The 24,443-nt window shown below is 61.0% G+C and carries 17 protein-coding genes; 7 read left to right on the forward strand and 10 right to left on the reverse strand.

Annotated features, from left to right (window positions below):
• Positions 1–104: 104 nt before the first annotated feature.
• A complete protein-coding gene (locus RAC79_RS02730) occupies positions 105–473 on the reverse strand; it encodes an Hpt domain-containing protein (RefSeq protein WP_142845801.1) in 369 nt (122 codons plus the stop codon).
• A 479-nt stretch (positions 474–952) separates the two neighbouring features.
• Here RAC79_RS02730 and RAC79_RS02735 point away from each other — a divergent pair, with 479 nt between their 5' ends.
• Positions 953–7,300 carry a hypothetical protein gene (locus RAC79_RS02735; protein WP_174039093.1) on the forward strand — a complete coding sequence of 2,116 codons (6,348 nt, stop codon included), beginning with the start codon at positions 953–955 and terminating at the stop codon, positions 7,298–7,300.
• 113 nt (positions 7,301–7,413) lie between these two features.
• Here RAC79_RS02735 and RAC79_RS02740 read toward each other — a convergent pair whose 3' ends face one another.
• Complete coding sequence (locus tag RAC79_RS02740) at positions 7,414–8,331, reverse strand: PhzF family phenazine biosynthesis protein (RefSeq protein ID WP_065653944.1); 918 nt, start codon at positions 8,329–8,331, stop codon at positions 7,414–7,416.
• Positions 8,332–8,634: 303 nt separating this feature from the next.
• Between RAC79_RS02740 and RAC79_RS02745 the strand changes: the two genes are divergently transcribed.
• Together RAC79_RS02745 and RAC79_RS02750 are read left to right on the forward strand one after the other, a co-directional pair.
• Complete coding sequence (locus RAC79_RS02745; protein ID WP_020810264.1) at positions 8,635–9,408, forward strand: NAD kinase; 774 nt, start codon at positions 8,635–8,637, stop codon at positions 9,406–9,408.
• A gap of 21 nt (positions 9,409–9,429) precedes the next feature.
• Entirely contained in the window at positions 9,430–9,930 is a 501-nt protein-coding gene (locus tag RAC79_RS02750) for a hypothetical protein (RefSeq protein ID WP_080857006.1), read from the forward strand.
• Between the two features lie 27 nt (positions 9,931–9,957).
• On the opposite strand, the gene RAC79_RS02755 is transcribed toward RAC79_RS02750, so the two are convergent.
• The 4 genes from RAC79_RS02755 to RAC79_RS02770 form a co-directional block, all read right to left on the reverse strand.
• Positions 9,958–10,428 carry a cysteine hydrolase family protein gene (locus RAC79_RS02755; RefSeq protein ID WP_174039091.1) on the reverse strand — a complete coding sequence of 157 codons (471 nt, stop codon included), beginning with the start codon at positions 10,426–10,428 and terminating at the stop codon, positions 9,958–9,960.
• Between the two features lie 75 nt (positions 10,429–10,503).
• Positions 10,504–11,635, reverse strand: a protein-coding gene (gene prfB, locus RAC79_RS02760) for a peptide chain release factor 2 (RefSeq protein WP_173999815.1) whose coding sequence is annotated in 2 segments (ribosomal slippage) — positions 10,504–11,565 and positions 11,567–11,635 — 1,131 coding nt in all. Because the reading frame shifts where the segments join, the coding sequence is not laid out codon by codon here.
• A 98-nt stretch (positions 11,636–11,733) separates the two neighbouring features.
• Positions 11,734–14,181, reverse strand: a complete 2,448-nt coding sequence (locus RAC79_RS02765) for a penicillin-binding protein 1A (RefSeq protein ID WP_065653947.1) — start codon at positions 14,179–14,181, stop codon at positions 11,734–11,736.
• Positions 14,182–14,509: 328 nt separating this feature from the next.
• Positions 14,510–15,769 (reverse strand): N-acetylmuramoyl-L-alanine amidase, encoded by a 1,260-nt coding sequence (locus RAC79_RS02770; protein WP_174039124.1) that lies wholly within the window; start codon positions 15,767–15,769, stop codon positions 14,510–14,512.
• Between the two features lie 645 nt (positions 15,770–16,414).
• On the opposite strand from RAC79_RS02770, the gene RAC79_RS02775 reads away from it, so the two are divergent.
• Complete coding sequence (locus RAC79_RS02775; protein ID WP_174039090.1) at positions 16,415–19,309, forward strand: ribonuclease E/G; 2,895 nt, start codon at positions 16,415–16,417, stop codon at positions 19,307–19,309.
• Between the two features lie 145 nt (positions 19,310–19,454).
• Here the strand turns inward: RAC79_RS02775 and RAC79_RS02780 are convergent, their stop codons facing one another.
• From RAC79_RS02780 to RAC79_RS02790, 3 genes are all read right to left on the reverse strand, one after another.
• Positions 19,455–20,159, reverse strand: a complete 705-nt coding sequence (locus RAC79_RS02780) for an SDR family oxidoreductase (protein ID WP_065653950.1) — start codon at positions 20,157–20,159, stop codon at positions 19,455–19,457.
• 132 nt (positions 20,160–20,291) lie between these two features.
• Positions 20,292–20,651, reverse strand: a complete 360-nt coding sequence (locus RAC79_RS02785) for an antibiotic biosynthesis monooxygenase (RefSeq protein ID WP_125145943.1) — start codon at positions 20,649–20,651, stop codon at positions 20,292–20,294.
• On the reverse strand, positions 20,648–20,974 hold the full coding sequence (locus RAC79_RS02790) for an NIPSNAP family protein (protein WP_003521451.1): 327 nt from the start codon (positions 20,972–20,974) through the stop codon (positions 20,648–20,650). Before RAC79_RS02790 ends, RAC79_RS02785 begins: the two co-directional genes overlap by 4 nt.
• A gap of 74 nt (positions 20,975–21,048) precedes the next feature.
• Here RAC79_RS02790 and RAC79_RS02795 point away from each other — a divergent pair, with 74 nt between their 5' ends.
• Positions 21,049–21,732, forward strand: a complete 684-nt coding sequence (locus RAC79_RS02795; protein WP_065653952.1) for a helix-turn-helix transcriptional regulator — start codon at positions 21,049–21,051, stop codon at positions 21,730–21,732.
• A gap of 38 nt (positions 21,733–21,770) precedes the next feature.
• On the opposite strand, the gene RAC79_RS02800 is transcribed toward RAC79_RS02795, so the two are convergent.
• Entirely contained in the window at positions 21,771–22,928 is a 1,158-nt protein-coding gene (locus RAC79_RS02800; RefSeq protein WP_003521454.1) for a pyridoxal phosphate-dependent aminotransferase, read from the reverse strand.
• Between the two features lie 173 nt (positions 22,929–23,101).
• Between RAC79_RS02800 and RAC79_RS02805 the strand changes: the two genes are divergently transcribed.
• On the forward strand, positions 23,102–23,869 hold the full coding sequence (locus tag RAC79_RS02805; protein WP_003521455.1) for a DsbA family protein: 768 nt from the start codon (positions 23,102–23,104) through the stop codon (positions 23,867–23,869).
• A 125-nt stretch (positions 23,870–23,994) separates the two neighbouring features.
• Entirely contained in the window at positions 23,995–24,432 is a 438-nt protein-coding gene (gene aroQ / locus RAC79_RS02810; protein ID WP_065653953.1) for a type II 3-dehydroquinate dehydratase, read from the forward strand.
• Positions 24,433–24,443: the final 11 nt, after the last annotated feature.

A 24,443-nucleotide genomic window follows, 5' to 3' on the forward strand; every position in this document is an offset into this window, starting at 1 on the left:
AACTGTTCTAAACACATAGAAAGGCCGGTCCGCCTTGGCAACCCGCTTCAAGGGCGCACAGATGCAACCGGCCTTGCAAAATGCCAAATTTGATATGTTGCGCCTCAGCGGCAGAGCTTGAGGATGAAATTTTCGGCCTCGACGATGGTCGCCGCGAGTTTTGCTATCGCCGCGCTGTCATTGCCCTTGACTTCCACCACGGCTGCGGCCGCGGAAACGGCCGAGGCGCCGACGGCCTGCGCAGACCCCTTCAAACGATGGGCCGTCGCCATGACAGCCTTGTCGTCGGCGCCTGCCATTTCATGCAGGGCGGCGCGGGCGTTGCGGCTGAAGAGTTGCAGCACTTCGATCTCCAGATCCTTGTCGCCCATCGTCTGCCGGGCGAGATGATCGAAATCGATCGGTTTTTTACCGGCGGCGGGCGCACCGCCGCAATTGTCGGGAGCTTCGAAAGCAATACTGACCGCTGCCATGGCTGAAATTCCTGTCTCGCCGTTTCCTGTTTCGTGTCACATCTGTGTCGTATTCACGCATCCGGGCCGCTGCTATCGGCTTAAATTACGGCGTGACGCAGGCGAAAATCTTCTGCTATGGTTAATTTATGTTAAACTTATGCGAAACAAGGCGTTCAGCGTGAAACTCAGGTTTAAAAACTGTTAAAAAGCCGACACTTCGCCACCGCCGCAAATCCGCATTAATTGTTTCGAACACCTAAATGTGTCACTACAGTACTGCCGTTCCCACGAGGCTTAAGCTCAAGCTTTGTTATTGCGGCACAGTGATGTAATTTCGCCCGAAAGCTGGACCACCAGCAATTCGGGATTTGGTAAATGGCGGAATTGTTCTCTCTTCAAGGGATAATGTTCCGCTGGCATGATGGCGGCAGTCCGCTTGCGGAACGCAAGTGGTCAACGGCATGAAGCCGGGCGTATGTGTAACGAGGCGTAACCGCATGGCGAATAACAAGATCAGCGACTCTGTCGACGAGACTGCATTTCAGGCGTTGGAAGACGCCCTGCAGCTTGGCGCTTTCGAAGAAAAGCCGGAGACGCGGAAAACTGCAGCGCCGAAGCAGCCGGAGGCCAGATTGAAGGAAGCAAGCAGACCGACCCCTGCTCCCGAGGCCGCCCGCGCGCCTGCCGAACAGACGCCCAGATCGCCCAATCTCGAAGCGGCCAATGACGGCTCCAAGCGCAGCCCGGCCATGATCCTGAAATCGCTGGAAGGCGGCTCCATCGGCGGCGCGCTGCGCAACGCCACGATCATGTCGGTCATCTGGGCGCTCGGCGGTCTTGGCATCGCACATCTTCTTTATGGCAACGCGCTGTGGAACATCGCTTCGCTGGCCGATCTCACCGCGATCCCCGGCCTGATGGCTATCGTCGTTGGCATCCTCATTCCCATCATGCTGTTCTTCGCCTTTGCGATCATGATGGCGCGCGCCCGCGATCTGCGCAACGCCGCCCGCTCCATGGCCGAAGTCGCCCTTCGCCTTGCCGAGCCGGAAACGGTCGCGTCCGACCGCATCATGTCCGTCGGCCAGGCGGTTCGCCGTGAAGTCTCGGCCATGAATGACGGTATCGAGCGCACGATCGCCCGCGCGACGGAACTCGAAACCCTCGTGCATTCCGAGGTCAACGCGCTTGAGCGCAGCTATGCCGACAACGAACTGCGCGTGCGCAGCCTCGTGCAGGAACTGACCGCCGAGCGAGACGCCATCGTCAATCACGCCGAGCGTATCCGCTCCTCCATCGTCGGCGCGCAGGAACAGATCAAGGAAGAGCTTTCCATCGTCGGTGAAGAGCTTTCGATGCGGATCGCCACGACTGGCGAGGCCTTCGCTTCGATGATCGACACCCGCTCGGCCGCGCTTTTGGAAAAATCGCGCGCCTCGACCGAAGCGATGGGCAGCCTGATCGCCGCCAAGACCGAAAATCTGCTTCAGGCGCTGAATTCCTCCGGCGCGACGCTGTCCAACGAATTCGACATGCGACTGCACAACCTCACCTCGACGCTGGATGAGCGCGGTGAAGTCCTGCTCGAGCGTTTCGCAATCCATGCCTCGACGCTGGATAGCGGTGCGGAAAGCCTCAACAGCGCGCTTGAAGAGCGTACCCGCCAGCTCAACGAGACGCTGTCCACGCGCACGCTCGAACTCAACCGCAATATCGACCGCGGCCAGCAGATCATCGGCGGTTCGCTGGATACCGTTCTCGACAAGCTGTCCACGACGCTTGAAGAAAAGGGTCTCTCCTTCCGCCAGAGCCTGCAGAGCACGGCGGACGATGCGATCATGGATCTCGACCTTCGCTCCGGCCTCTACGAAGAGCGCATGCAGGCGACGGTCGGCCAGGTCAACTCCGCCTTCGACGAGCATGTCGCGCAGTTCGCCAGCGCCTTCGACCAGCGCGCCGGCAGCCTCGACAGCAAGCTGATGGAAAGCCTCGCCCGCATCAACGAAACCGTTGCCGGCGGCTCCGAAGCGCTCGACACCATGCTGAGCGCCGGTCTGGAGCGCATCGGCACCACCATGACCGATCAATCGCTGGCGCTCGCAACTGCGCTCGGCACGGGTCAGGAAATGCTGGAAAGCGCCCTTGAAAGCCGGACACAGGCCTTCAGCGACGCAATCGGCCAGCGTACCGCCGAAATCACCGATGCCTTCACCAGTTCGCACGAGAAGATCGACGCCGTGCTGGCCGAACGCAGCAATGCCCTGTTCGGCGCGCTTTCGGCCAGCCAGAACCGTTTCGACGAAGCACTCGCCAGCCGTTCGATGGCGATTACCGGCTCCGTCTCCGGCACGGCCGAACGTCTCGCCGCCATGCTCGACGAACGTGCCGCCGCAATCAACAGCGTCGTCGCCGATGTCGAGCGCCGTCTTGCCGAAACGCTCGAAACCCGGGCAGCAGCCATCACCGGCGCGGTTTCCGGCATCGAGGACCGCATTTCCGACACGCTGGAAAGCCGTACCGCTGCCCTGCATGACGTCGTCTCCGGCGCGGAGAGCCGTATCGCCGATACGCTTGATGGCCGCACGGCCGCGCTTTCCAGCGCCATTTCCGGCGTCGAGGAACGCATCGCCGACACGATGGACAGCCGCACACTGTCGCTCGACATGACCTTTGCCAATGTCGAGGAAAGACTTTCCGAGACGCTCGACAACCGCACCTCTGCCCTCACCGGCATTGTCGCAAGTGCTGAGGAAAAGATTGCCGGCGCGCTCGACAGCCGCACGGCCACCCTCGGAGACGTGGTCGCCGGTGCTGAAACCCGCATCGCGGAAACGCTGGATGGCCGCACCGCAGCCCTCAACGCCGTTGTCTCCGGTGCTGAAGAACGCATCGCCGATGCGCTCGACAGCCGTACCATGGCGCTCGACATGGCATTCTCCGGCGCGGAAGAAAAAATCACAGAAGCGCTCGACACCCGCACCGCAGCCCTTGGCGAACTGGTGGCCGGCGCCGAGACCCGTATTGCCGGGGCGCTCGACAGCCGAACCGAGTCGCTGAAGACCGTCGTTTCCGGCGCGGAAGAGCGGATCACCGATGTGCTCGACAGCCGCACCATGGCGCTCGATATGAGCTTCTCCGGTGTCGAGGAAAAGATCGCCGATATTCTCGACGGTCGCACCACAGCGCTGCAGAATGCCGTTTCCGGTGTCGAAGACCGCATTGCCAGCGCGCTCGACAGCCGTACTGCGGCCCTCTCGGGCATAGTCTCCGGTGCGGAGGAGCGCATCGCAGACGCGCTCGACAGCCGCACCATGGCGCTCGACATGGCGATTTCCGGCGTCGAGGACCGTATTGCCGAGGCTATGGATGCCAGAGCATCGTCGCTTTCGCTTGCGGCGGCCGGCGTCGGCCAGCGTCTCGAAGCCACCGCATTCACGCTTGAAAACGCACTTGCCAGCGGCCATGAGCGGCTCGAAACCATGCTCGGTTCGCAGGCGGAACGCATTGCCGGATCGCTGGAGCGCAATAGCGGCCTGATCGAGCAGAGCGTCTCGGGTGCGGCCAACCGCATCGAAAGCGTCGTTGAAGACGGCAGCACCCGTTTTGCCCAGACGGTGGAAGAAGGTGTTTCACGCCTCGAAAGCAATCTGTCGCAATCGCATGAGGATATTCGCACCGCGCTCGATCAGCGCCAGGCTGATCTTGCCGCGACGCTCAGCTCCGCCACGACCCAGATGGGCGACATGCTCTCCGAACAGGCGATGATGATCGGCACCACGGTCGCCTCCAGCGCCAGCATGCTCGAACTCTCTCTCGAAACCCAGCAGGAAGCGCTGCAGAAGGCGATCGACGGCAGTGCGCAGACGCTGGAAGAGCGCCTGCGCAACAGCGCCGGCGACATCGCCGTCAAGATCGGCGAAGCTGCCCGCGAAATCGGCGGTGCGACGGATGCCCTGTCCTCGAAAATCGAGACCTCCATCGGCAATGTCACCACCCGTCTCGACGAGACCGGCGCCCGTATCGAGACCTCGCTCGATACGTTGCAGGCACGCGTCGGCGGCGATCTGGCCAATGTGAACACCTCGATCGAGGACGCCGGCCGCCGCTTTGCCGAAGCGCTGGAAGACAAGACGGCCGTGTTCGCCCGCGCCAGCGACGAGGCGGCCGAGCGTATCACGGGCATTCTGGACGAACAGACCACGCGTGTCGCAGACACGTTCGAAAACCGGACCAACCGTCTGGCAGAAACCTTCGATACCGGCACGGCCCGTATCGATGAACGCCTCGGCACCATGGACCGGGCGTTGACCATCGGTCTTGAAAACGTCAACCGCACCATTGAAGGCAAGGCGAGCGATCTCGCCGTCAGCCTGCGCGGCGCGGTTACCTCCGCCACCCAGAGCATCGGCGAAGAAGCCGTGCGCTCCACCTCCCTTCTCGCCAAGTCCGGTTCGGAATTCGCCGAACAGGTGCAGGCGCAGAACGAGGCCTTCACCAAGGCCATCGAGGAACGCTCCGGCGAGATCGTCAACCGCATTTCGGATGCGCAGACCCGTCTCTCCGGTCAGGCCGCCGCCGTCGCCCAGACCTTCTCCGAGGCCGGCAACATCATCGTCAACAAGGTTGCCGAGGCTGAAGCCGTCGTTCGCTCTCAGGTCGGCGTCATTTCCGAGACACTCACCAGTGTCGAATCCGCTCTCGACGCCCGCGGTGAATCCATTCGCTCGGCGCTGGACAACCGCACCCGCGAACTCAACTCGATGCTGGCCAGCCGCTCCGCCGAGCTTTCGCGCCTGATCGAGGAGAAAGCCAAGCCTGTCGTCGACGAATACGCCACCATCGGCCGCGAAGCCGCCGAAAAGATCGTTTCCGCAGCCCAGCAGAGCGCGGACCTTCTGTCGCAGAGCAACAGCGGCATGGTCGGCATGGTGGAACAGGCGATCAGCGATTATGCCGCTGCCGGAACGGATGCGGCAAGCAAGCTCGTCGCCGCCACCCGCCAGAGCACCGACATGCTGTCCGAAACGCATACGGCCATGGCGGACGCCGTCGAACAGGGCATCGAAAAATATGCCCGCGCCGGCAGCGATGCGGCCAACAAGCTGGTGGCCGCCACCCGCCAGAGCACGGATATGCTGTCGCAGACCCATAACAGCATGGCGGAGATCGTCGAACAGTCGGCAACCAACTTCAACTCCGCTGTCGAGCGCGCCGCACAGGGCTTCGGCGCGGCAGACGAGGCATTGAACGCCTCGGCGACGCGCTTCTCCGAATCCGCCTCGCAGGCCGCCGACATGGTGTCCAGCTCCAGCCGTCTGCTCGAAGGAAAGATCGACCGCCTGTCGAATATTTCCGGCCAGACGCTGGCGCAGGTTGCCGGCATCGTCGGCCGTTTCGAGGAACATTCGAAGGTGCTGAGCCAGGCTTCCGAGCTCCTCAATGCCGCACAGTCGAGCCTCGTCGGCACGCTGGAAGAGCGCCAGGACGCGCTGCGCAGCCTGTCGGTCGGCCTCGTCAAGCGTTCCGAGGAAATCGAAAGCGCCATGCGCAACGTCATCGGCGTGGTGGAAACCACGCTCAACGAGGCCGAGGAGCGCTCGCAGAACGTCGCCGGCAATCTGCGCGACAATCTGCAGGCCTCCTTCTCCGATATCGGCCGTTCGCTTGATGAGACCGAACAGCGCGCCCGCTCTGCGGCACAGACCATGCGGGGCGCCCTGCTGTCGGCCGGTCAGGATGCCAGCCGCTCGATTGAAAGCACGCTGTCCGACGCGCAGAAATATTCCGACGAGCTGGTCAATCGCCTGCGTGGCGGTGTCGAATCCTCACTTTCGGAAGTCGACAATCTTCTCGTCAGCGCCTCGGAAAAATCGAATGCCGCCGCAGCCAGCCTCAAAGAGACGCTGCGTCAGGCCGTGGAAGAAGCCGTCAGCCGATTCGCCGGCGCGACGGACGAAATCCGCCGCTCGAGCCACGATATCCGCCGCGAACTGGATGCGACCCGTGCGGAATTGAAGCGCGGCGCGTTCGACCTGCCGGAAGAAGCCAAGGAAAGCGCTGCCGCCATGCGTCGCGCCGTTTCCGAACAGATCAAGGCCCTGCAGGATATTTCCCAGCTCGTTGGTCGTTCGACCCACCAGATGGAAGTCTCCGAACCGGTCGCCCGCGCCATCGCCGCAACCCAGCCGGCGGCCGAGCGCCGTGTCGAGACACGTCCGCAGCCGGCAGCTCCGGTTCAGCAGCAGCGCCCGGCCCAGCCGCAGCCTGCTCCCGCACCGGCCGCATTGCGCGGTACCCTGCCGCTTGAGAACCGTCAGGTCGAGAACCGTCAGGCGCCTGCCCCGGCTCAGCCGGGTGCTCCGGCCGGACGCCGCGAAGAAGGCGGCGGCTGGATCAGCGATTTGCTGCGCGGCGCATCGCAGGAAACGCCAGCGGCATCCGCACCACGCGCCGGCGCGGAACAGCAGCCGACCCGTGCGGCCGACACCCGCAATCCGCGCCACATGGTGGAATCGCTGAACTCGCTTTCGGTCGACATCGCCCGCGCCATCGATCACGACGCCTCCGTGGAGTTGTGGCGGCGCTACCAGCGCGGCGAGCGCGACGTCTTCACCCGTCGCCTCTATACGCTGAAGGGTCAGACCACCTTCGACGAAATCAAGCGCAAATATGAGCGGGAAGCGGAATTCCGCACCGCCGTGGACCGCTACATCACCGATTTTGAGAAGCTGCTTGCCGACGTGGCCCGCACCGACCGCGACCGGACCGTGACACAGTCCTACCTCACCTCCGATACCGGCAAGGTCTATACGATGCTTGCCCATGCGGCGGGCCGGTTCAACTGAGCCGAGTGACGCTGAAATGACAAAACCCCGGTCAAGACCGGGGTTTTTCTTTTGGCTCTGCTCGCTGTTTCATCGCTCCTCGAAGACAGCGAACTGAGCGGGTGACGCTGAAATCAAATCTCGAACGTGCCCGAAGCAACGCGCACCGCGTGGCCGCCGATGCGGGCGCGGGCGATTTCGCCGTCCTTGACGTCCATACGCAGGTGGATATGGGACGGTCGTTCCATCTCCACGCCCTGCTCGATCAGCAGAGGATAATGGCCATCGGTCAGGCCATCGAAATGGTGGATGGCGCCGGAAAGGGCGGCCGCGGCGGAGCCGGTGGCGGGGTCTTCTGAAATGCCCATATCTGGAGAGAACATGCGGGCGTGGAACTTCGCAGCGTGATTGACGCCGCCGCGACAGTAGATATAGGCCGCCGTCAGGCGTCCTTCGACCAGAGGGGCGGTGCGCAGCCACAGATTGGCATCGAAATCCATGTCCCTGATGGCGGCGATATTGTGCAACGGTACGATGAGGAACGGTACCCCGGCCGTCCAGATCGACGGCACATGGTTTTCAAAGCCAAGATGCGCCTCGCTGACGCCCAATGCATCGGCAAGCGCGGTGTGATCGAGCGGTAATTCCACGCGGGACGATTTGCGCGGCAGGTCGAATTCCGCGAAGCTGACCGCGCCGGCACGCATCTTCACCGCGCAACGCACCGGACCCACCTGCTCTTCCAGCACGCAGACCATATCGATATCGTCATCGCCCTCGCCGCGATTTCGCTCGGCGATGGCGACCGCCGCGCCAACTGTCGGATGGCCTGCGAAGGGCAGTTCACCCGATGGCGTGAAGATGCGCAGCGAAGCCGCATGGGCCGGATTGCTGGACCTGTTGACGAAAACCGTCTCGGAGAGATTCATCTCCCGCGCGATCGCCTGCATCGTGGCCTGGGGAAGATCATCGGCGTCATACATGACGGCCAGCGGGTTTCCCGCCATTTTCGTCTCGGTAAAGACATCGTAGATATCGTAGTTCAGCGCCACATCCGTCTCCTGCCACTCGTCATTCCGACTGCTTTGGCAAACTGCATCAGGCCGTTCCGCATCGCAACCCTTGTCGGCGGGTGCAAATCAAGAAGCTGTGGACCGGAGCGGTGCGGTCCGCCATCAGGGAACGCCTGCGTCTTCGAAAGGCCTTGTCGCCAGCCGTCGTCTTCATGTACCAAGGGTGCGTCTGGCGGCTTGTTATCGACCTCCCTGTCGAGGTTTAAAGATTTCGAGCCGCTTCAACGGGTTACAGCGCCTTGCGTGGACGGTTTCCGGTCTGCGCGTTGTCGAGGGAAGCGGATGTCGCATTCTACCTATTCACTGTCCTTCGTCGCCTCGGCAACCGAGGAGGCGCAGACGGCGCTGAAAGAGCTGAAAGGCATTTACGGCGATACACCGTTCGAAGAGGCGGAGGTGATCGTCGCGCTCGGCGGCGACGGCTTCATGCTGCAGATTCTCAACGAGACGATGAATTCCGGCAAGCGGGTCTATGGCATGAACCGGGGGTCCGTCGGCTTCCTGATGAATGACTACCGGGTGGACGGCCTGCTGGAGCGCATCGCGGTGGCGAGCGGCAACGATTTCCATCCCCTGCGCATGACGACGACGGATTCCGACGGCGACGAATTCACGGCACTTGCCATGAACGAGGTCAGCCTGTTTCGCCAGTCGCATCAGGCCGCCAAGCTTCGTGTGGAGGTGGACGGCAAGGTGCGGCTGGAAGAATTGATCTGCGACGGCATGATGGTGGCAACCCCGGCAGGGTCGACAGCCTACAATTTCTCCGCCCATGGACCCATCCTGCCGCTGGAATCGCCGCTGCTTGCGCTCACCCCGGTCAGCGCTTTCCGGCCGCGACGCTGGCGCGGCGCGCTTTTGCCGAATAAGGTAACGGTCGATATTCATGTTCTCGAACGCGACAAGCGCCCGGTGAATGCGGTGGCCGACCACACCGAGGTGAAATCCGTTCGTCACGTTCGGATCGCACAATCGCAGGACAGGACGGCCAGAATTCTCTCGGATCCGGATCGTTCATGGTCGGACCGGGTTCTCGCGGAACAGTTCAACAATTGACGCCCACAATCGACAATGGCCATGCAACTGACAAGACCTATCCTCGCTGCCTTTCTTTTCGCCGCCGCCGTGCTTCCCGCGCGGGCGCAGACGGAAGCGATTGACACGCTGCCGGTTTCGGCAATCTTCGTCGTCAGCAGCGGCATGTGGGAAGATCGCAATCTTGAGCCGGTGAAAGGCCCCGACGGGCAGTTGCGGCCGCCGCCTGCCTCGCCCACGCGCGGCTATTACAAGGTCATCGCCATCCGCCAGGGCGACGGCACGGCGAAAATCTACCTGCAGCGAATCGTCTTTACCGCCGATGGGCCGAATCTCCTGGAAAATATCGAGCTGGAAGAATTCAGCCAGATGAAGTCCTATGTCACGGATATTCGCCCCGAAAGCTCGAATGGCGCACCCGCCTCGCCCGGCCTGTTCGTGACCGTCTACCTGAAGACGGACCCGATAGCCAAGGAAGCGGAAAGCTGGACGATCCTGATCGATGAGCTGGGCGAGATGAAGATCGAGAAAGCGTCCAACTGATCGGCCAGATGCGCGGCTCGGGCAAGGTTACGCTTGCAGCGCCTCCGGCCCGACAAGAACCGCACCGAAATGATGTTTCCACAATCTCGCACCGAGTTCACCGCTGCGGTCGAGACTGGAGCCCACCGTAAGCCACGGCAACAGCGTGGGATGCAGCCCCGCATCGAAGAGGGCAAAACCGGCGGCCAGCACGCAGGTATCGGCCTGAATGCCGCAGACCAGCACCCTGTCGAGTTTCAGCGACAGAAGATGGTCGATGACCTCCCGGGGTGGCGCATAACCGTGTTTGACGAATATGCGATCTGCCGCAACAAGCGACTCGTCGTCCCTGCCCGGTTTCCAGCCGAGTTGCCCCTCAAAGGGTGTTACGCTTTCATCATGGCGCTCGACACTGGCGATGCTGGGCATTGTCAGGGCGAGAGCGGATATTTCCGCCACCAGCGCAGCCGGCGGATTGAAGCTTGGCTGGACGTCAACGATATAGAGCGCCTGTTTCATGCTTGTCCTCCAACGAAAAACCCCTCGCAATGGGTTTGCGAGGGGTAATCTTTTTCAATCGACGCACTTGGCGCGTCAGTCGATATCCGCGACTTCCACATCCGCGCCGCCGCTGATGCGATGCGCGAGGGCCGCTTCCATGAACTCGTTCAGATCGCCGTCCAGCACGTTGCTGGGTGCGGTGCTTTCCACGCCGGTGCGCAGGTCCTTGACCAGCTGATAGGGCTGCAGAACGTAGGAACGGATCTGGTGGCCCCAGCCGATATCGGTCTTGGATGCAGCCTGCGCATTGGCCGCCTCTTCCCGCTTCTGCAGCTCCACCTCGTAGAGGCGGGCGCGCAGCATGTCCCACGCCTTGGCGCGGTTCTTGTGCTGGGAACGCTCCTGCTGGCAGGCAACGGCAATACCGGTCGGAATATGCGTGATACGCACGGCCGAGTCGGTGGTGTTGACGTGCTGGCCGCCTGCGCCGGACGAACGATAGGTATCGATGCGACAATCGCTCTCGTTGATGTCGATCTGGATCGAATCGTCGACGACGGGGTAAACCCAGACGGAAGAGAAAGATGTGTGGCGACGCGCATTGCTGTCATAAGGCGAAATACGAACGAGGCGATGCACGCCCGATTCCGTCTTCAGCCAGCCGAAGGCATTGTGGCCCTTGACGAGGATCGTCGCGGACTTGATGCCGGCTTCTTCGCCGTCGTGAACTTCGAGCACCTCGACCTTGAAACCTTCGCGGTCGGCCCAGCGGGTATACATGCGCAGAAGCATGTTCGCCCAGTCCTGGCTTTCGGTGCCGCCGGCACCCGAATGCACTTCGAGATAGGTATCGTTGGTATCGGCTTCGCCTGAAAGCATGGCTTCCACCTGACGGCGGTTCGCCTCGCTCTTCAACGCCTTCAATGCGTCTTCGGCGTCCTTGACGATCTCGTCATCGCCTTCCATCTCGCCGAGTTCGATCAGCTCGATATTGTCCTTGAGCTGCTGCTCCAGCGCCTTGACGCCATTGATGCTGTCGTCCAGCTGCTGGCGTTCGCGCATCAGCTTCTGGGCTTCAGTGGCATCGTTCCAGAGGGTCGGGTCCTCTGCCTTGTTATTCAACCAGTCCAGTCGTCTTATCGCCTGGTCCCAGTCAAAGATGCCTCCTCAGCAGGCTTATGGCCTGCTTGATTTCGTCGACTACGTTCACGATTTCATTGCGCATTTCGCTGGTTCTTCACCTTCATTGAAACTCGTTGCTCAAATAAATGCGGGGGGCGCGGATGTAAAGACCCGCGCCCCCGCCAAACGTCAGGAGTGATATCAATAAAGACCGCCGCCACCGCCGGTGATGGCCTGCTGCGCCTGCGGCGACGTCTTCAGAATGTCTTCCTGCGACATGTATCCGTCATCGCCGATGACAGAGAAGGTGGAAGCAGGACCCGTGCCGGGCTTGAAGGCTTCCATGATGGTGTCGGGCTCGCCCTCGACCGCCGCCATGCCGGTCTTGCGGTTGACGGCGACGAAATTCATGCCGGCAGGTACGATGAACTTGCTTGGCTCCATGTGCTTGGCCGCATCGGAGATGAACTCACCGAATATCGGCGCCGACAGCGAGCCGCCCGTGCCGCCACGGCCGAGAGGGGCCGGCGAATCGAAACCGATATAGAGGCCGGCGACCATGTCCGGCGTGTAACCGACGAACCAGGCATCCTTTTCATCGTTGGTCGTGCCCGTCTTGCCGGCAACCGGCAGATCGACCTTGATCTTGCCCGCCGCCGTGCCGCGCTGCACGACGCCTTCCAGCATCGAGGTCGTCTGATAGGCGGTCATCGGGTCGAGAACCTGTTCGCGATTGTCGACGATGACAGGCTCATCCTGGTTCTGCCAGCTTGTCGCGTTGCAGCCTTCGCAGGCGCGCTCCTCATGCCGGAAGATCGTCTTGCCGTAGCGGTCCTGAATACGGTCGATCAGTGTCGGCTTGATCTGCTTGCCGCCATTGGCGATGACCGAATAGGCCGAGACCATGCGCATCACCGTCGTTTCACCGGAACCCAGCGACATGGACAGAAGCGGCGGCATCTTGTCGTAGATACCGAAGCGTTCGGCATATTCCGCAACCAGATTCATGCCCATATCCTGCGCCAGACGCACCGTCATGAGGTTACGGGATTTCTCGATACCGAGACGCAGGGTCGACGGGCCGGCGGAACCGCCGCCGTAATTCTGCGGCTTCCAGACCTGATTGCCGGAAACGACCTCGATCGGCGCATCGAGAATGACCGACGCCGGCGTATAGCCATTATCGAGTGCCGCCGCGTAGATGAACGGCTTGAAGGAGGAGCCCGGCTGGCGCATCGCCTGTGTCGAGCGGTTGAATTCCGACTGCGCATAGGAGAAACCGCCGACCATGGCCAGAACACGGCCGGTATGCGGGTCCATCACCACCATGCCGCCCTGCACTTTCGGCGGCTGGCGCAGGCGATACTCGTTACCGGAATTGGAAAGCGGCTGCGCATAAACCACGTCACCGGCGGAGAGGACGCCAACCGGAGACTTGGCGGTCGCCTTCTTGCCGGTCGCATCGCGGAAAGCCCAGCGCATGTTTTCAGCGGAGATGTGGCCGCGCGTGCGCTTGTCGCCATCTTCCGTTTCCGTATCCGGCTGCACGCCGATGTCGACGCCATCGGCAGCGACAGCGAGGACCACAGCGACTTTCCATTCCGGAACGTCGCGCAGGCCCTTGACCTTGGCGAGCGCCGCCGTCCAGTCCCCCGCAGTCTCGATCTTTTCGACGGGTCCGCGGAAACCGCGACGCTCATCATATTGCACCAGACCGTCCTGAAGCGCCTTGCGGGCTTCCATCTGGATCTGCGGATCGAAAGAGGTGCGGACCGAGAGCCCGCCTTCGAGAAGCGCTTCCTCGCCGTATTTCTCGACGATCTGGCGGCGGACTTCCTCCGCGAAGTAGTCAGACGCGAAGATATGCGCGCCACCGCGACGCAGATTGACGCCAAGCGGCTGCTTTTTGGCGTCCGTGGCGTCGGCGACCGTGATGTAGCCATTTTCGGCCATGCGGTCGATCACCCAGTCGCGACGCTCAAGAGCCGCCTTTTCGCGGCGGATGGGATGGTAGTTGGCCGGACCCTTCGGTAGCGATGCGAGATAGGCGGTTTCCGCAATCGTCAGTTCCGTCACCGATTTGTTGAAATAGGTGAGCGCCGCGCCGGCAATGCCGTAGGAATTCAGGCCGAAGAAAATCTCGTTGAGATAAAGCTCGAGAATCTTGTCCTTGGAGTAGGTCTGCTCGATGCGGAAGGACAGAATGGCTTCCTTGAGCTTGCGGTCGATGGTCTGGTCGTTGGTGAGCAGAAAGTTCTTCGCCACCTGCTGGGTGATGGTGGAGGCGCCGACCGGACGGCGGCCGGAGCCAAAATTCTGGATATTGACGAGAATCGCGCGGCCGAGGCCGAAGACATCCACACCCGGATGGTTGTAGAAATTCTTGTCTTCCGCCGAAAGGAAAGCAGCCTTCACCCGGTCGGGAATGGCCTGGATCGGCAGGAACAGGCGTTTTTCATGCGCATATTCCGCCATCAGCGCGCCGTTGCCGGCATGCACGCGGGTCGTCACCGGCGGCTCATAGGTGCTCAAAACTGCGTAATCCGGCAGGTCCTTCGTCACGCCGTGCAAATAAATCGCACCGGCGGCGGCGGCGCACAGGAAGAGCACGCTGGCCAAGCCGAAAAAATATCCAATCAGTCTGATCATACCAAGCTACCGATAATTCGAATCGTAACCATCAACGCCCGACGATTTACGGGCGCATCCTTGCATATCGCGTGCCGTTTTGCACACCATACCTTCGATGACAAGCCGGATACGGCAGCATTCGCTGATATGTTACCGGGCGGTAGGCCCGCAATCGCGCTGCGGACGCTTTGCGGATCGCCACCGAATCCGCTTTCCGAGTAACGCGGCGAATGTGAGTAAAATAGGGCTTCGCCTTCGTAATCGTCCGCAAGACCCAAGAATTGAACAGCTTTTCGGCGGTCAATTGCAGGGCGGCAACAGCATTGCCGCTCCGCCGGCTGCCCTCTCAGCCGCCATTTGCCATGGCCTTGGCGCGGTATCGCCCAACGGCGGTTGCCAGCGTATCGGCCACCTTCTTGCGCCATTCCCCATCGAGAAGCAGCTTTTCGTCTTCCGGATTGGAGAGGAAACCGAGTTCCAGCAGCACCGACGGCACATCGTGGGCGCGCAGCACCATGAAACCGGCGTAACGGTGCGGATTGTTGATGAGCCCCACCTGCCCCTCGAAGGAGGAGACGATGTTTTCAGCCAGCGTCACCGAAAAGGCCTGCGTTTCACGGCGGGTGAAATCAAGAAGAATATCGGCCACTTCCGGCGGCTCGCTGGAAGCAGCGACGCCCGCGATCTGGTCAGACTTGTTTTCGCGCTCCGCCAGTTCCTGCGCCTGCCGGTCCGATGCCCGGTCCGACAATGTATAGACGGTCGCGCCCCGGATGCCCTTTTGCTTCAACGTATCCGCATGAAGGGAAATAAAGAGGTTGGCATTGTTCTGCCGCGCGATGGTCACCCGTTCCGACAAGGCGAGAAAGGTATCGGAATCGCGCGTCAGGAAAGCCTTGATGCCTGGCTCGCGGTTCAGCCGCTCGGCAAGTTCCTTGGCGAAAGTCAGCGTGATAACCTTTTCCTCGGTGCCGGTGGTGCCGCCGGTGGCGCCCGCATCGATGCCGCCATGGCCGGCATCGACAGCGATGACGAATTCCGCTGGCCGCGACGTCTTGTCATCCGGCGTGATCGCGGCAGTCGTCACCGGGGCCGGCGCCTGCCACTGCTGATCCTTCACCAGTTCCGCGAACTTGCCCTTGGTGGTGATTTCCGTATCGAGCACGAAATGGAAAGATTGGCCGTTATCGGTCTTTTTGGTTTCGGCGACCGCCACCTGAACCGGCTTTTTCGCCGTCAGCACGATGCGGGCGCTGTTCTGCCCCATGCTGCCGAAACGGATATCCGAAAAAAGACCGGTCGGCTTCAGGTCGGATGCGGGAAAGCTGAAATTCACCGCCGGAAAGTCCACAACGATGCGGGCGGGCGAATCGAGATAGTGAACGTCGAATTCCGGCTCTTCGGCGAAGTCGAGAACGATGCGCGTGCGCGCCTCATCGCCGATGATCCGCGCCTGATGGACGACGAGCGGCTCCACGGCATGGGCTGCCGGCGCGGCGAAAACAGAGGCGACGACGGAAAATGCCAGAGCCGCCGCAAGCCGCGCGATTCGCGCGCCAAGCCGCCCTCTCCCACCGAATATCGCTGCGTTGCGCGTGAAATTCATGGTCTTCAAGAAATTCCGTATTTCAGTCATTTTCGATAAAGGGCGAGGAAAAACGCCGGCAACAGTGCCGTTTCGACCACGCCGTACGATAGTTTGCGCGTTTGCGCCCCACAATCGCAGGCCTTGGTGAACCAATTGTTAACCCGGAAATTCCACCAATAATATTGCATATTTAGCCAGCCTATTGCTATTATGACAGAGAAAACATACAACACGGATGAGGGTTAAAAGTGTTGACGGGATAGATGCCCGCCGGCTGCCAATCGAAAAAGACGCTGGCGCTGCAAATCGGGCAATCATCTGCCGTCGTTACATTTATCCTGAAACTCGATCAATTCCGGCCGTGGCCGGAGACCTACCCGGTGGCGCTGCCACCGCCGCTCTGAGGAGAGCAAATTCATCGGATCCCAAGGGGTCTATATATTATTGTCGTTCCGCCTGGCCAATGATGTCGCAGCAGTTTTCACATGAACCGGATACCAGGAGCAGGCCAAGCGCCTCGCCGTCGGTCCGGATGCTGCCAGTTTACAGACGCCCGGCAGGAGACTTCATTTCCGGCACATCCTTGCACTCATATGAAAGGCTCGTCCGTGTGGCGGGCCTGTTCTCGTATAAAACAAGGCTGCGCCGAGGAGCACAGCTTACATGGCAGACAAAATGCTTATCGACGCCTCCCACGAAGAGGAGACACGCGTAGTCGTTGTCCGTGGGAACCGGATCGAAGAATTCGATTTCGAATCGGAGCACAAGAAACAGATCCGCGGCAATATCTACCTTGCCAAGGTCACGCGGGTTGAACCCTCGCTTCAGGCGGCCTTCGTCGATTACGGTGGAAACCGCCACGGCTTTCTCGCTTTTGCGGAAATCCATCCGGACTATTACCAGATTCCGCTCGCCGACCGTCAGGCCCTCCTGAAAGCGGAAGCCGAGGATCATCGCCGCAGCGACGATTTCGAATCCGCTGACGCACCCGAGCCCGGCGCCCCCATGATCGACCTTTCGCAGGTGGATCAACCGGATGTCGGCATTGTTTCCGCCAGCGAAACCACTGAAACGGTCGTCGTGGAAGAGACTGCACCTGCCGCGGAAGAGGTTTCCGGAGAAGCGGCCGTCGAGGCCGTAGCCGAAGAAGCGCCCGCCGAAGAAGAAAAGCCGAAGAAGCGCACCCGCCGCCCCCGCGCCAAGAAGAAGACGGCCGAAGAAGAAGCCGCAGCGGCCGAGGCCGCCGAAGCGTCTTCCGAAGACGATGGCAGCGCCGGTGGTGAAATGGCCGCCATGGTCGATACCGACACGATTTCGGAGGAAGTCGAGGGTCTTCGCCGCGGCAATGACGATGATGACGACGACGATGACGATCACCACGAAAAGGAAGTGATCGAATCCGTCGGCGCCGAAGACGCCATGGAAGAGGTTCCGGACCGCGTCGCCCGCAAGCCGCGCAAGCAGTATCGCATTCAGGAAGTCATCAAGCGCCGCCAGATTCTTCTGGTGCAGGTAGCCAAGGAAGAACGCGGCAACAAGGGCGCGGCGCTGACCACTTACCTGTCGCTCGCCGGCCGTTATTCCGTTCTGATGCCGAATACGGCGCGTGGCGGCGGTATTTCCCGCAAAATCACCCAGCCGGCCGACCGCAAGCGCCTGAAGGAAATCGCGCGCGATCTGGAAGTGCCGCAGGGCATGGGCGTCATCCTGCGCACCGCCGGCGCAAACCGCACCCGCGTCGAAATCAAGCGCGACTTCGAATATCTGATGCGCCTGTGGGAAAATGTCCGCACGCTGACGCTGAATTCCACGGCCCCCTGCCTCGTTTACGAGGAAGGCTCGCTCATCAAGCGTTCGATCCGCGATCTCTATAACAAGGATATCGGCGAGATCATCGTTTCGGGCGAAGACGGCTACCGTGAAGCCAAAGACTTCATGAAGATGCTGATGCCGAGCCACGCCAAGGTGGTTCAGCCTTACCGCGACATTCACCCGATCTTCTCGCGCTCCGGTATCGAAGCGCAGCTTGACCGGATGCTGCAGCCGCAGGTCACGCTGAAGTCGGGCGGCTATCTCATCATCAACCAGACGGAAGCTCTCGTTTCCATCGACGTCAACTCGGGCCGTTCGACCCGCGAGCATTCCATTGAGGAAACCGCGCTGACGACGAACCTCGAGGCGGCGGAAGAAGTGGCGCGCCAGCTGCGCCTGCGCGACCTTGCCGGCCTTGTCGTCATCGACTTCATCGACATGGAAGAAAAGCGCAACAACCGCGCTGTCGAGAAGAAGCTCAAGGATTGCCTGAAGAACGACCGCGCCCGCATCCAGGTCGGCCGCATCTCGCATTTCGGCCTGCTGGAAATGTCGCGCCAGCGCATCCGCGCTTCGGTGCTGGAATCGACCACGCAGGTCTGCCAGCATTGCGGCGGCACGGGCCATGTTCGCTCGGAATCCTCCATCGCGCTGCATGTGCTGCGCGGTGTCGAGGAATATCTGCTGCGCAACACCACCCACAACATCACGGTGCGCTGCACGCCGGAAACGGCGCTCTACCTGCTCAATCACAAGCGCGGCACGATCGTCGATTATGAAGGCCGCTTCGGCGTGTCGATCATCATCGCTGCTGACGCCGGCGTCGGTGCGCAGCATTTCGCCATCGATCGCGGTGAAGCCGTCGAAAATCCGGTGAAGATCGAAAGCCTCATCCAGATGCTGCCGAACTTCGTGGAAGAGGAAGACGATTTCGTCGCCGAGGTGGAAGAGGACGAAGACGAGGAAGAAATCGTCAAGGCGCAGACCTCCGAGCCACGCCAGCAGCAGCAGGGCGACAATGGCGAGGAAGGCAAGCGCAAGCGCAAGCGTCGCCGCCGCCGTCGCGGCAAGGGCGGTCAGGGCGAGCAGAACGGCGCGCTCGACGCCCAGTCCGGCGATGCGGAAGGCGATGATGCCGAAGGTGATGACGATGGCGTCGAAACCGATGAAGCCGATGCTGAAACCGAAAACGGTGCAGCGGAAGCCGTAACCTCCGAAGAGGACGGCAAGCGCAAGCGCCGCCGTCGCGGCAAGCGCGGCGGCCGTCGCAACCGTGCGGAAGACGAGGCTCTCGATGCTGCCGATTCGGAAGCCGAGGGTGAAAGCGAAGAGGCTTCCGCCGAAGCATCCGTAACCGAAGAGCCGACCGCCGCCGAGGTGGTGGAAGGTGCGGTTGCCGAGGTCGCGGAAGAGGACGTGCCGAAAAAGCCGCGCCGCACCCGCAAGGCGAAAGCCAAGACTGAAACCGAGGAAGCGCCGAAGGCCGAAGCCGTTGAAACGGTGGAGCCGGTGATCGTTGAGGAAACCGTGGTGGACGTCGCCATTGAAGAAGCGGGTGAGGCTTCGGCCGATCTGGCTTCGGAAGCGGAAGCACCGGCCACGGAAGAAAAGGTCCGCGCGAACCGGGGCAGCAATGTCTCGAGCTCGGAGCCGGTGGTCACCTCTTCCGGTTCCTCCACCCCCGCCGATGGCGAGGAGCCGAAGCCCCGCAAGGGTGGCTGGTGGCAGCGCAAGGGCTTCTTCTGAGAGAAGCCACATCCTGAATAAAAGACGCCCGCAACGATGTTGCGGGCGTTTTCTTTTGTCGGCGCAAAGAGCGGTTTTTTGAGCTGCTGACATTTCCTCATTCCTGCGCTTGTCACAGGGATGAGTAGTGGGAAAGGCCAACCCGTCAAACAGACCGCGTCAGCCCGCCATCAACGCGGATATTCTGACCGGTAATATAACCGGCCCCATCAGAGGCAAGGAATGCCACGGTGGCGGCGATTTCCTCGCTCTTGCCGTAACGCTGCATCGGCACGCTCTCGCGGCGCTCCTCCGTCGCCGGCAGGCTGTCGATCCAGCCGGGCAGAACATTGTTCATGCGCACATTGTCGGCCGCATAGGTATCGGCGAAAATCTTGGTGTAGGAGGCAAGGCCGGCGCGGAACACGGCGGATGTCGGGAACATGCTGCTCGGTTCGAAAGCCCAGGCGGTCGAGATGTTGACGATGGCGCCCGCCTTCTGTTTCACCATGACGGGGGCAACGATCCGCGTCGGGCGAATGACGTTCATGAGGTAGACATCGAGGCCGGTGTGCCATTGCTCATCGGTAATATCGAGAATGGAGGCGCGCGGGCCATGGCCGGCGCTGTTGACCAGCACATCGATGCGGCCGAATTTTTCGATTGTCAGATCCGTGAGCCGCTGGAGATCGTCATTGGACTGGTTGGAGCCGGTGACGCCGATGCCGCCCAGCTCCTGCGCCAGCGCCTCTCCCTTGCCGGAAGAAGACAGGATCGCGAGCTTGTAGCCATCCGCGGCCAGACGTTTTGCCACGGCGGCCCCCATGCCGCTGCCGCCTGCCGTTACAATCGCTACTTTTTCTGCCGACATCGCTTTTCTCCTTGTCCTAACCTTAAGGGTGTCCCGCACCACATTGGCCCATCTATAACGGGTTTCAAAGGCGAGTTCGAACCAGAAAGCCTTGCAGCGGCATGCAGAAAAACTGATGCTGGAAATATCAGCCTAAGCTGTTCCCTCTCCCGGATGGGCTTTCCGGCTGTCGGCTGGCGCTTCCTCCCTCTCCTCCAGGCCATAGTTGCGGATCACCTGCGCGATACGCAGCCGGTAATCGGAAAAAACACCGGACCGGCCCAGCGACTGCGCGGCGCGATGCGGCATGGTGTTGCGCCATGCCCTCACCGCCTCCTCATCCCGGAAGAAGGACAGAGAGAGCATCTTGTCCGGATTGCCGATGCTTTGAAACCGCTCGACGGACAGGAAGCCGTCGATGGTTTCCAGCTCAGCCCGCAGGCCTGCCGCGATGTCGAGATAATGCTGCTTCTCGCCTTCAGCGGGCCAGACCTCGAAGATAACGGCGATCATTGTCCGCCTCCGGCGTGCGGAGCGGAGGCGAGACGCAGGAAAAGCCGGTCCTCGCGGCGGATGAACTGCTCGCGGCGGGCGAATTCGTAATTTTCCCGCCCTGCAGGATCGGCGGCGAGCCGTGCCCTGTAGGCTTCGTAGGCGGCGAGATTTTCGATGTTGTAGACACCGTAAGCAATGGTGCTCGATCCCTCCTTCGGAGCGTAATAGCCGATCAGATCGGCCCCGCAGCGCGGTATCGCTTCACCCCATGTGCGGGCATATCGCTCAAAGGCATCAACCTTGAAAGGATCGATCTCGTAGCGGATGAAACAGGTCAGCATCGTTTGTCTCCTCGTGGTTTGCCTCTCTCTTTTAAGCCATTGCCTTGCATCAATGCTTCGGCTACCATCGAAGCATGAAAGACGGACCCCTGATCGCCAATGTCGCCGCGCTGATCGGCGACCCTGCCCGCGCCAACATCCTGACGGCGCTGATGGACGGACGTGCGCTGACCGCAAGCGAGCTTGCCGAAGCCGCTGGCGTGACCCTGCAGACCGCCAGCGGGCATCTATCGAAGCTTTCCGAGGCGCAACTCCTGAAAGCGGAAAAACAGGGGCGTCACCGCTATTTCCGTCTTTCCGACGAGGATGTGGCGCATGTTCTGGAAGCGTTGATGGGTCTTGCCCAGCGCACGGGCGCAGTCCGCGTTCGCACGGGACCGAAGGACAAGGCGCTGCGGGAAGCGCGCATCTGCTACGATCATCTGGCCGGGGAAAGCGGCGTGGCGCTGCTTGCGGCCATCACCGCAAAAGGGCTCGTGACGTTAGGTGATGATCCTGCCCTGACGGAGAGCGGACGCGACTTCTTCTCAAGCTTCGGCATCGACCTTTCGTCACTCGAAAAGGCCCGTCGCCCGGTCTGCCTGCATTGCCTGGACTGGAGCGAACGCCGCCATCACCTCGGCGGCGGGCTTGGCGCATCGCTTCTCGAAGCCATGCAGCAGCGAGATTGGCTGCGGCGCGGAAACGGCCGTGTGCTGACCTTCACTGCAAAGGGTGAAAAGGCGTTCAACAGCACCTTCGGCTGCACGCCCGCCTGATCTCCCTTACCTAATTTCCCCGAACGGATCATCCCGGCTTATTTCAGCCAGCCGGCAATACGTCCAACGGCCTCGGCGATATCCGATACGGAACCCGCATAGGAAATGCGTAGCGCCCTGTGGCCTTCCTCGGGGTCGAAATCCATGCCGGGCGTCGCCGCCACATCGATTTCCGCCAGCATGCGCTTGGCAAAATCCATGCTGTCATTGGAAAAACGGCTGGTATCGACATAGGCGTAAAAAGCGCCATCCATAGGGGATGCCAGCGGCAGGCCGATCTCCGGCAGGCGCGCCATCAGGAAATCGCGGTTGGTGCGATAGCTTTCCCGGTAGACATCCAGTTCCTCCGCCGCCGAAAAGGCCGCTGTCGCCGCAAGCTGCGACAGTTCGGGCGCGGAAATATAAAGGCTCTGGGCCAGACACTCGACGGGACGGACCAGATTTTCGGGCAGCACCATCCAGCCGATGCGCCAGCCGGTCATGCAATAATATTTGGAGAAGGAGTTGATGATCACGGCATTGTCGGTGATTTCGAGCGCGCTCGTCTCTTCGCCGACAAAGGTAAGGCCGTGATAGATCTCGTCGGAAATGAAAGCCATGTCGCGGCTTTCGCAGTAGCTCGCAAGCCGCTTCAGCGCCTCACGGCCGGTAACGGTGCCGGTCGGATTGGCCGGGCTTGCCAGAAGCACACCCTTCAGCTTGCAGCCGGCCTTTGTCTCCGCCCGCTCCAGACTTGCCGGCGTCAGCGTATAACCGGTTTCCGCGGTGACCGGCACTTCCACGACATTGAGACCTAGAGCCTTCAGAATATTGCGATAGGCCGGATAGCCAGGCCTTGCGATGGCGACATAATCGCCCGCATCGAAAAGGCTGAGGAAAGCGAGATTGAAGGCTGCGGATGAGCCCGTGGTCACGGCGATGCGGGCCGGATCGATGGCGACCTGGTGGCGCAGCCGGTAATGGCCGGCAATCGCCTCGCGCAGCTCACGCAGACCCAGCGCATCTGTGTAACCGATCCGCCCGTGCTTCAGCGCCGCCTCAGCCGCCGCAAGCGAGGCTTTCGGCGCGGGATGCGAGGGCTGGCCGACCGCCATGGAAATGACGGGGCGGCCCGCCTGCCTGCGCCGATTCGCTTCCGCCAGAATATCCATGGCGTGAAAAGGTTCGACTGCGCTCCGCTTCGACATCGTAATCAAGGGCATGCTCTTTCCTGAACCGTATTTCAGAGACTTGCCGCAGAATCACAATCTTCACAATCATGCGATCATAATGCGGACAAGTATTTTTGCCGTATGGCATTTGGCTTAAAGTAAGGTAATTGCCTTCATAAGATTTCAAGAGGCTCCGGCCGCACAGAATGAGGACCGATATGGCGCATTTTCTCCGTTCCACCCTTCTCGCCAGCGTGACGGCCCTTTCGACGGTATTCGCCTCCCTGCCCGCCCATGCGCTCGACGAGCAGCAGAAGAAGGAAATGGGCGAGTTCATCAAGCAATATCTGATCGAGAACCCGGAGATCATGCTTGAGGTTCAGGATGCGCTTGAGCGCAAGCAATATGCGGCGCGCAACGCCAAGGCGGCGGAAGCCGTCGCCGACAACAAGAAGGCCATCTTCGAATCGAAATTCGATCTGGCGCTCGGCAACCCGGACGGCGACGTCACGCTGGTCGAGTTCTTCGACTACAATTGCGGTTATTGCAAACGCGCAATGGGCGACATGGACAACATCCTGAAGAGCGACAAGAAGGTGCGCGTCGTCCTCAAGGAATTCCCGATCCTTGGACCGGAATCGGTTGCGGCCCACCGTGTCTCCAATGCCGTGAAGCTGCTTGCGCCGGCCAAGTATCCCGAATTCCAGCGCACGCTGCTCGGCGGCCGCGGGCGCGCGAATGAGGACAGCGCCATGGAAGTCGCGACCTCGCTCGGTCTCAAGGAAGCCGACATCCGCAAATCGATGGCGGAGAACCCCAATGACGAGCAGGTGCAGGAGACTTACAAGCTGGCAACCAGCCTCGGCATCACCGGAACGCCGTCCTATATCGTCGGCGACGAGGCGGTTTTCGGTGCGGTCGGCGCTGACCCGCTGAAGGAAAAAATCGCCAATATGCGCAGCTGTGGAAAAGCCACCTGCTCCTGATTGCCAAAAAAGCCACTGCATTCCCTGTGAGATGCCTGCCAAGCGGCCGGTTTAGGGCTTGCGGGGGCTTTTCCTTGACGGCTGCGCAGTCTATAGGTGTCGCTGATTTTCTTATGGAAACGTGAATGAGCAACATCATCATCGTCATCAACGGCCCCAATCTCAACATGCTGGGAAAAAGGGAACCGGGTATCTATGGTGGCAAGACGCTGAAGGACATCGAGAATGATTGCCTTCAAGCCGGTGCCGATCTCGGTTTCGCAGTGGAATTCCGCCAGTCCAACCACGAAGGCGTGCTGGTGGACTGGTTGCAGGAGGCGGGCGAGCGGGCGGTAGGCGTCGTCATTAATCCCGGCGCCTACAGCCACACATCGATCGCGTTGCATGACGCCATTCGCGCGATTTCCACGCCCGTCGTGGAAGTGCACATTTCCAACATCCACGCCCGCGAAGAGTTCCGTCACAAATCGATGGTATCACCCGCGGCAAAGGGCATGGTCTGCGGTTTCGGACCATATGGATACATCATGGCGCTTCACGCGCTGAAAAACATCACGGCATAAAAAGAAACAAA

Source organism: Agrobacterium sp. LR_9, from assembly GCF_041954855.1.
Classification (GTDB): domain Bacteria; phylum Pseudomonadota; class Alphaproteobacteria; order Rhizobiales; family Rhizobiaceae; genus Agrobacterium; species Agrobacterium leguminum.

Bases quoted from the DNA above. Each gene is read 5' to 3' on its own strand.
- RAC79_RS02730 (WP_142845801.1), bottom strand. From the start codon at position 473: ATGGCAGCGGTCAGTATTGCTTTCGAAGCTCCCGACAATTGCGGCGGT.
- RAC79_RS02735 (WP_174039093.1), top strand. From the start codon at position 953: ATGGCGAATAACAAGATCAGCGACTCTGTCGACGAGACTGCATTTCAG.
- RAC79_RS02745 (WP_020810264.1), top strand. From the start codon at position 8,635: ATGTCGCATTCTACCTATTCACTGTCCTTCGTCGCCTCGGCAACCGAG.
- RAC79_RS02750 (WP_080857006.1), top strand. From the start codon at position 9,430: ATGCAACTGACAAGACCTATCCTCGCTGCCTTTCTTTTCGCCGCCGCC.
- RAC79_RS02755 (WP_174039091.1), bottom strand. From the start codon at position 10,428: ATGAAACAGGCGCTCTATATCGTTGACGTCCAGCCAAGCTTCAATCCG.
- RAC79_RS02765 (WP_065653947.1), bottom strand. From the start codon at position 14,181: ATGATCAGACTGATTGGATATTTTTTCGGCTTGGCCAGCGTGCTCTTC.
- RAC79_RS02770 (WP_174039124.1), bottom strand. From the start codon at position 15,769: ATGAATTTCACGCGCAACGCAGCGATATTCGGTGGGAGAGGGCGGCTT.
- RAC79_RS02775 (WP_174039090.1), top strand. From the start codon at position 16,415: ATGGCAGACAAAATGCTTATCGACGCCTCCCACGAAGAGGAGACACGC.
- RAC79_RS02780 (WP_065653950.1), bottom strand. From the start codon at position 20,159: ATGTCGGCAGAAAAAGTAGCGATTGTAACGGCAGGCGGCAGCGGCATG.
- RAC79_RS02785 (WP_125145943.1), bottom strand. From the start codon at position 20,651: ATGATCGCCGTTATCTTCGAGGTCTGGCCCGCTGAAGGCGAGAAGCAG.
- RAC79_RS02790 (WP_003521451.1), bottom strand. From the start codon at position 20,974: ATGCTGACCTGTTTCATCCGCTACGAGATCGATCCTTTCAAGGTTGAT.
- RAC79_RS02795 (WP_065653952.1), top strand. From the start codon at position 21,049: ATGAAAGACGGACCCCTGATCGCCAATGTCGCCGCGCTGATCGGCGAC.
- RAC79_RS02805 (WP_003521455.1), top strand. From the start codon at position 23,102: ATGGCGCATTTTCTCCGTTCCACCCTTCTCGCCAGCGTGACGGCCCTT.
- aroQ (WP_065653953.1), top strand. From the start codon at position 23,995: ATGAGCAACATCATCATCGTCATCAACGGCCCCAATCTCAACATGCTG.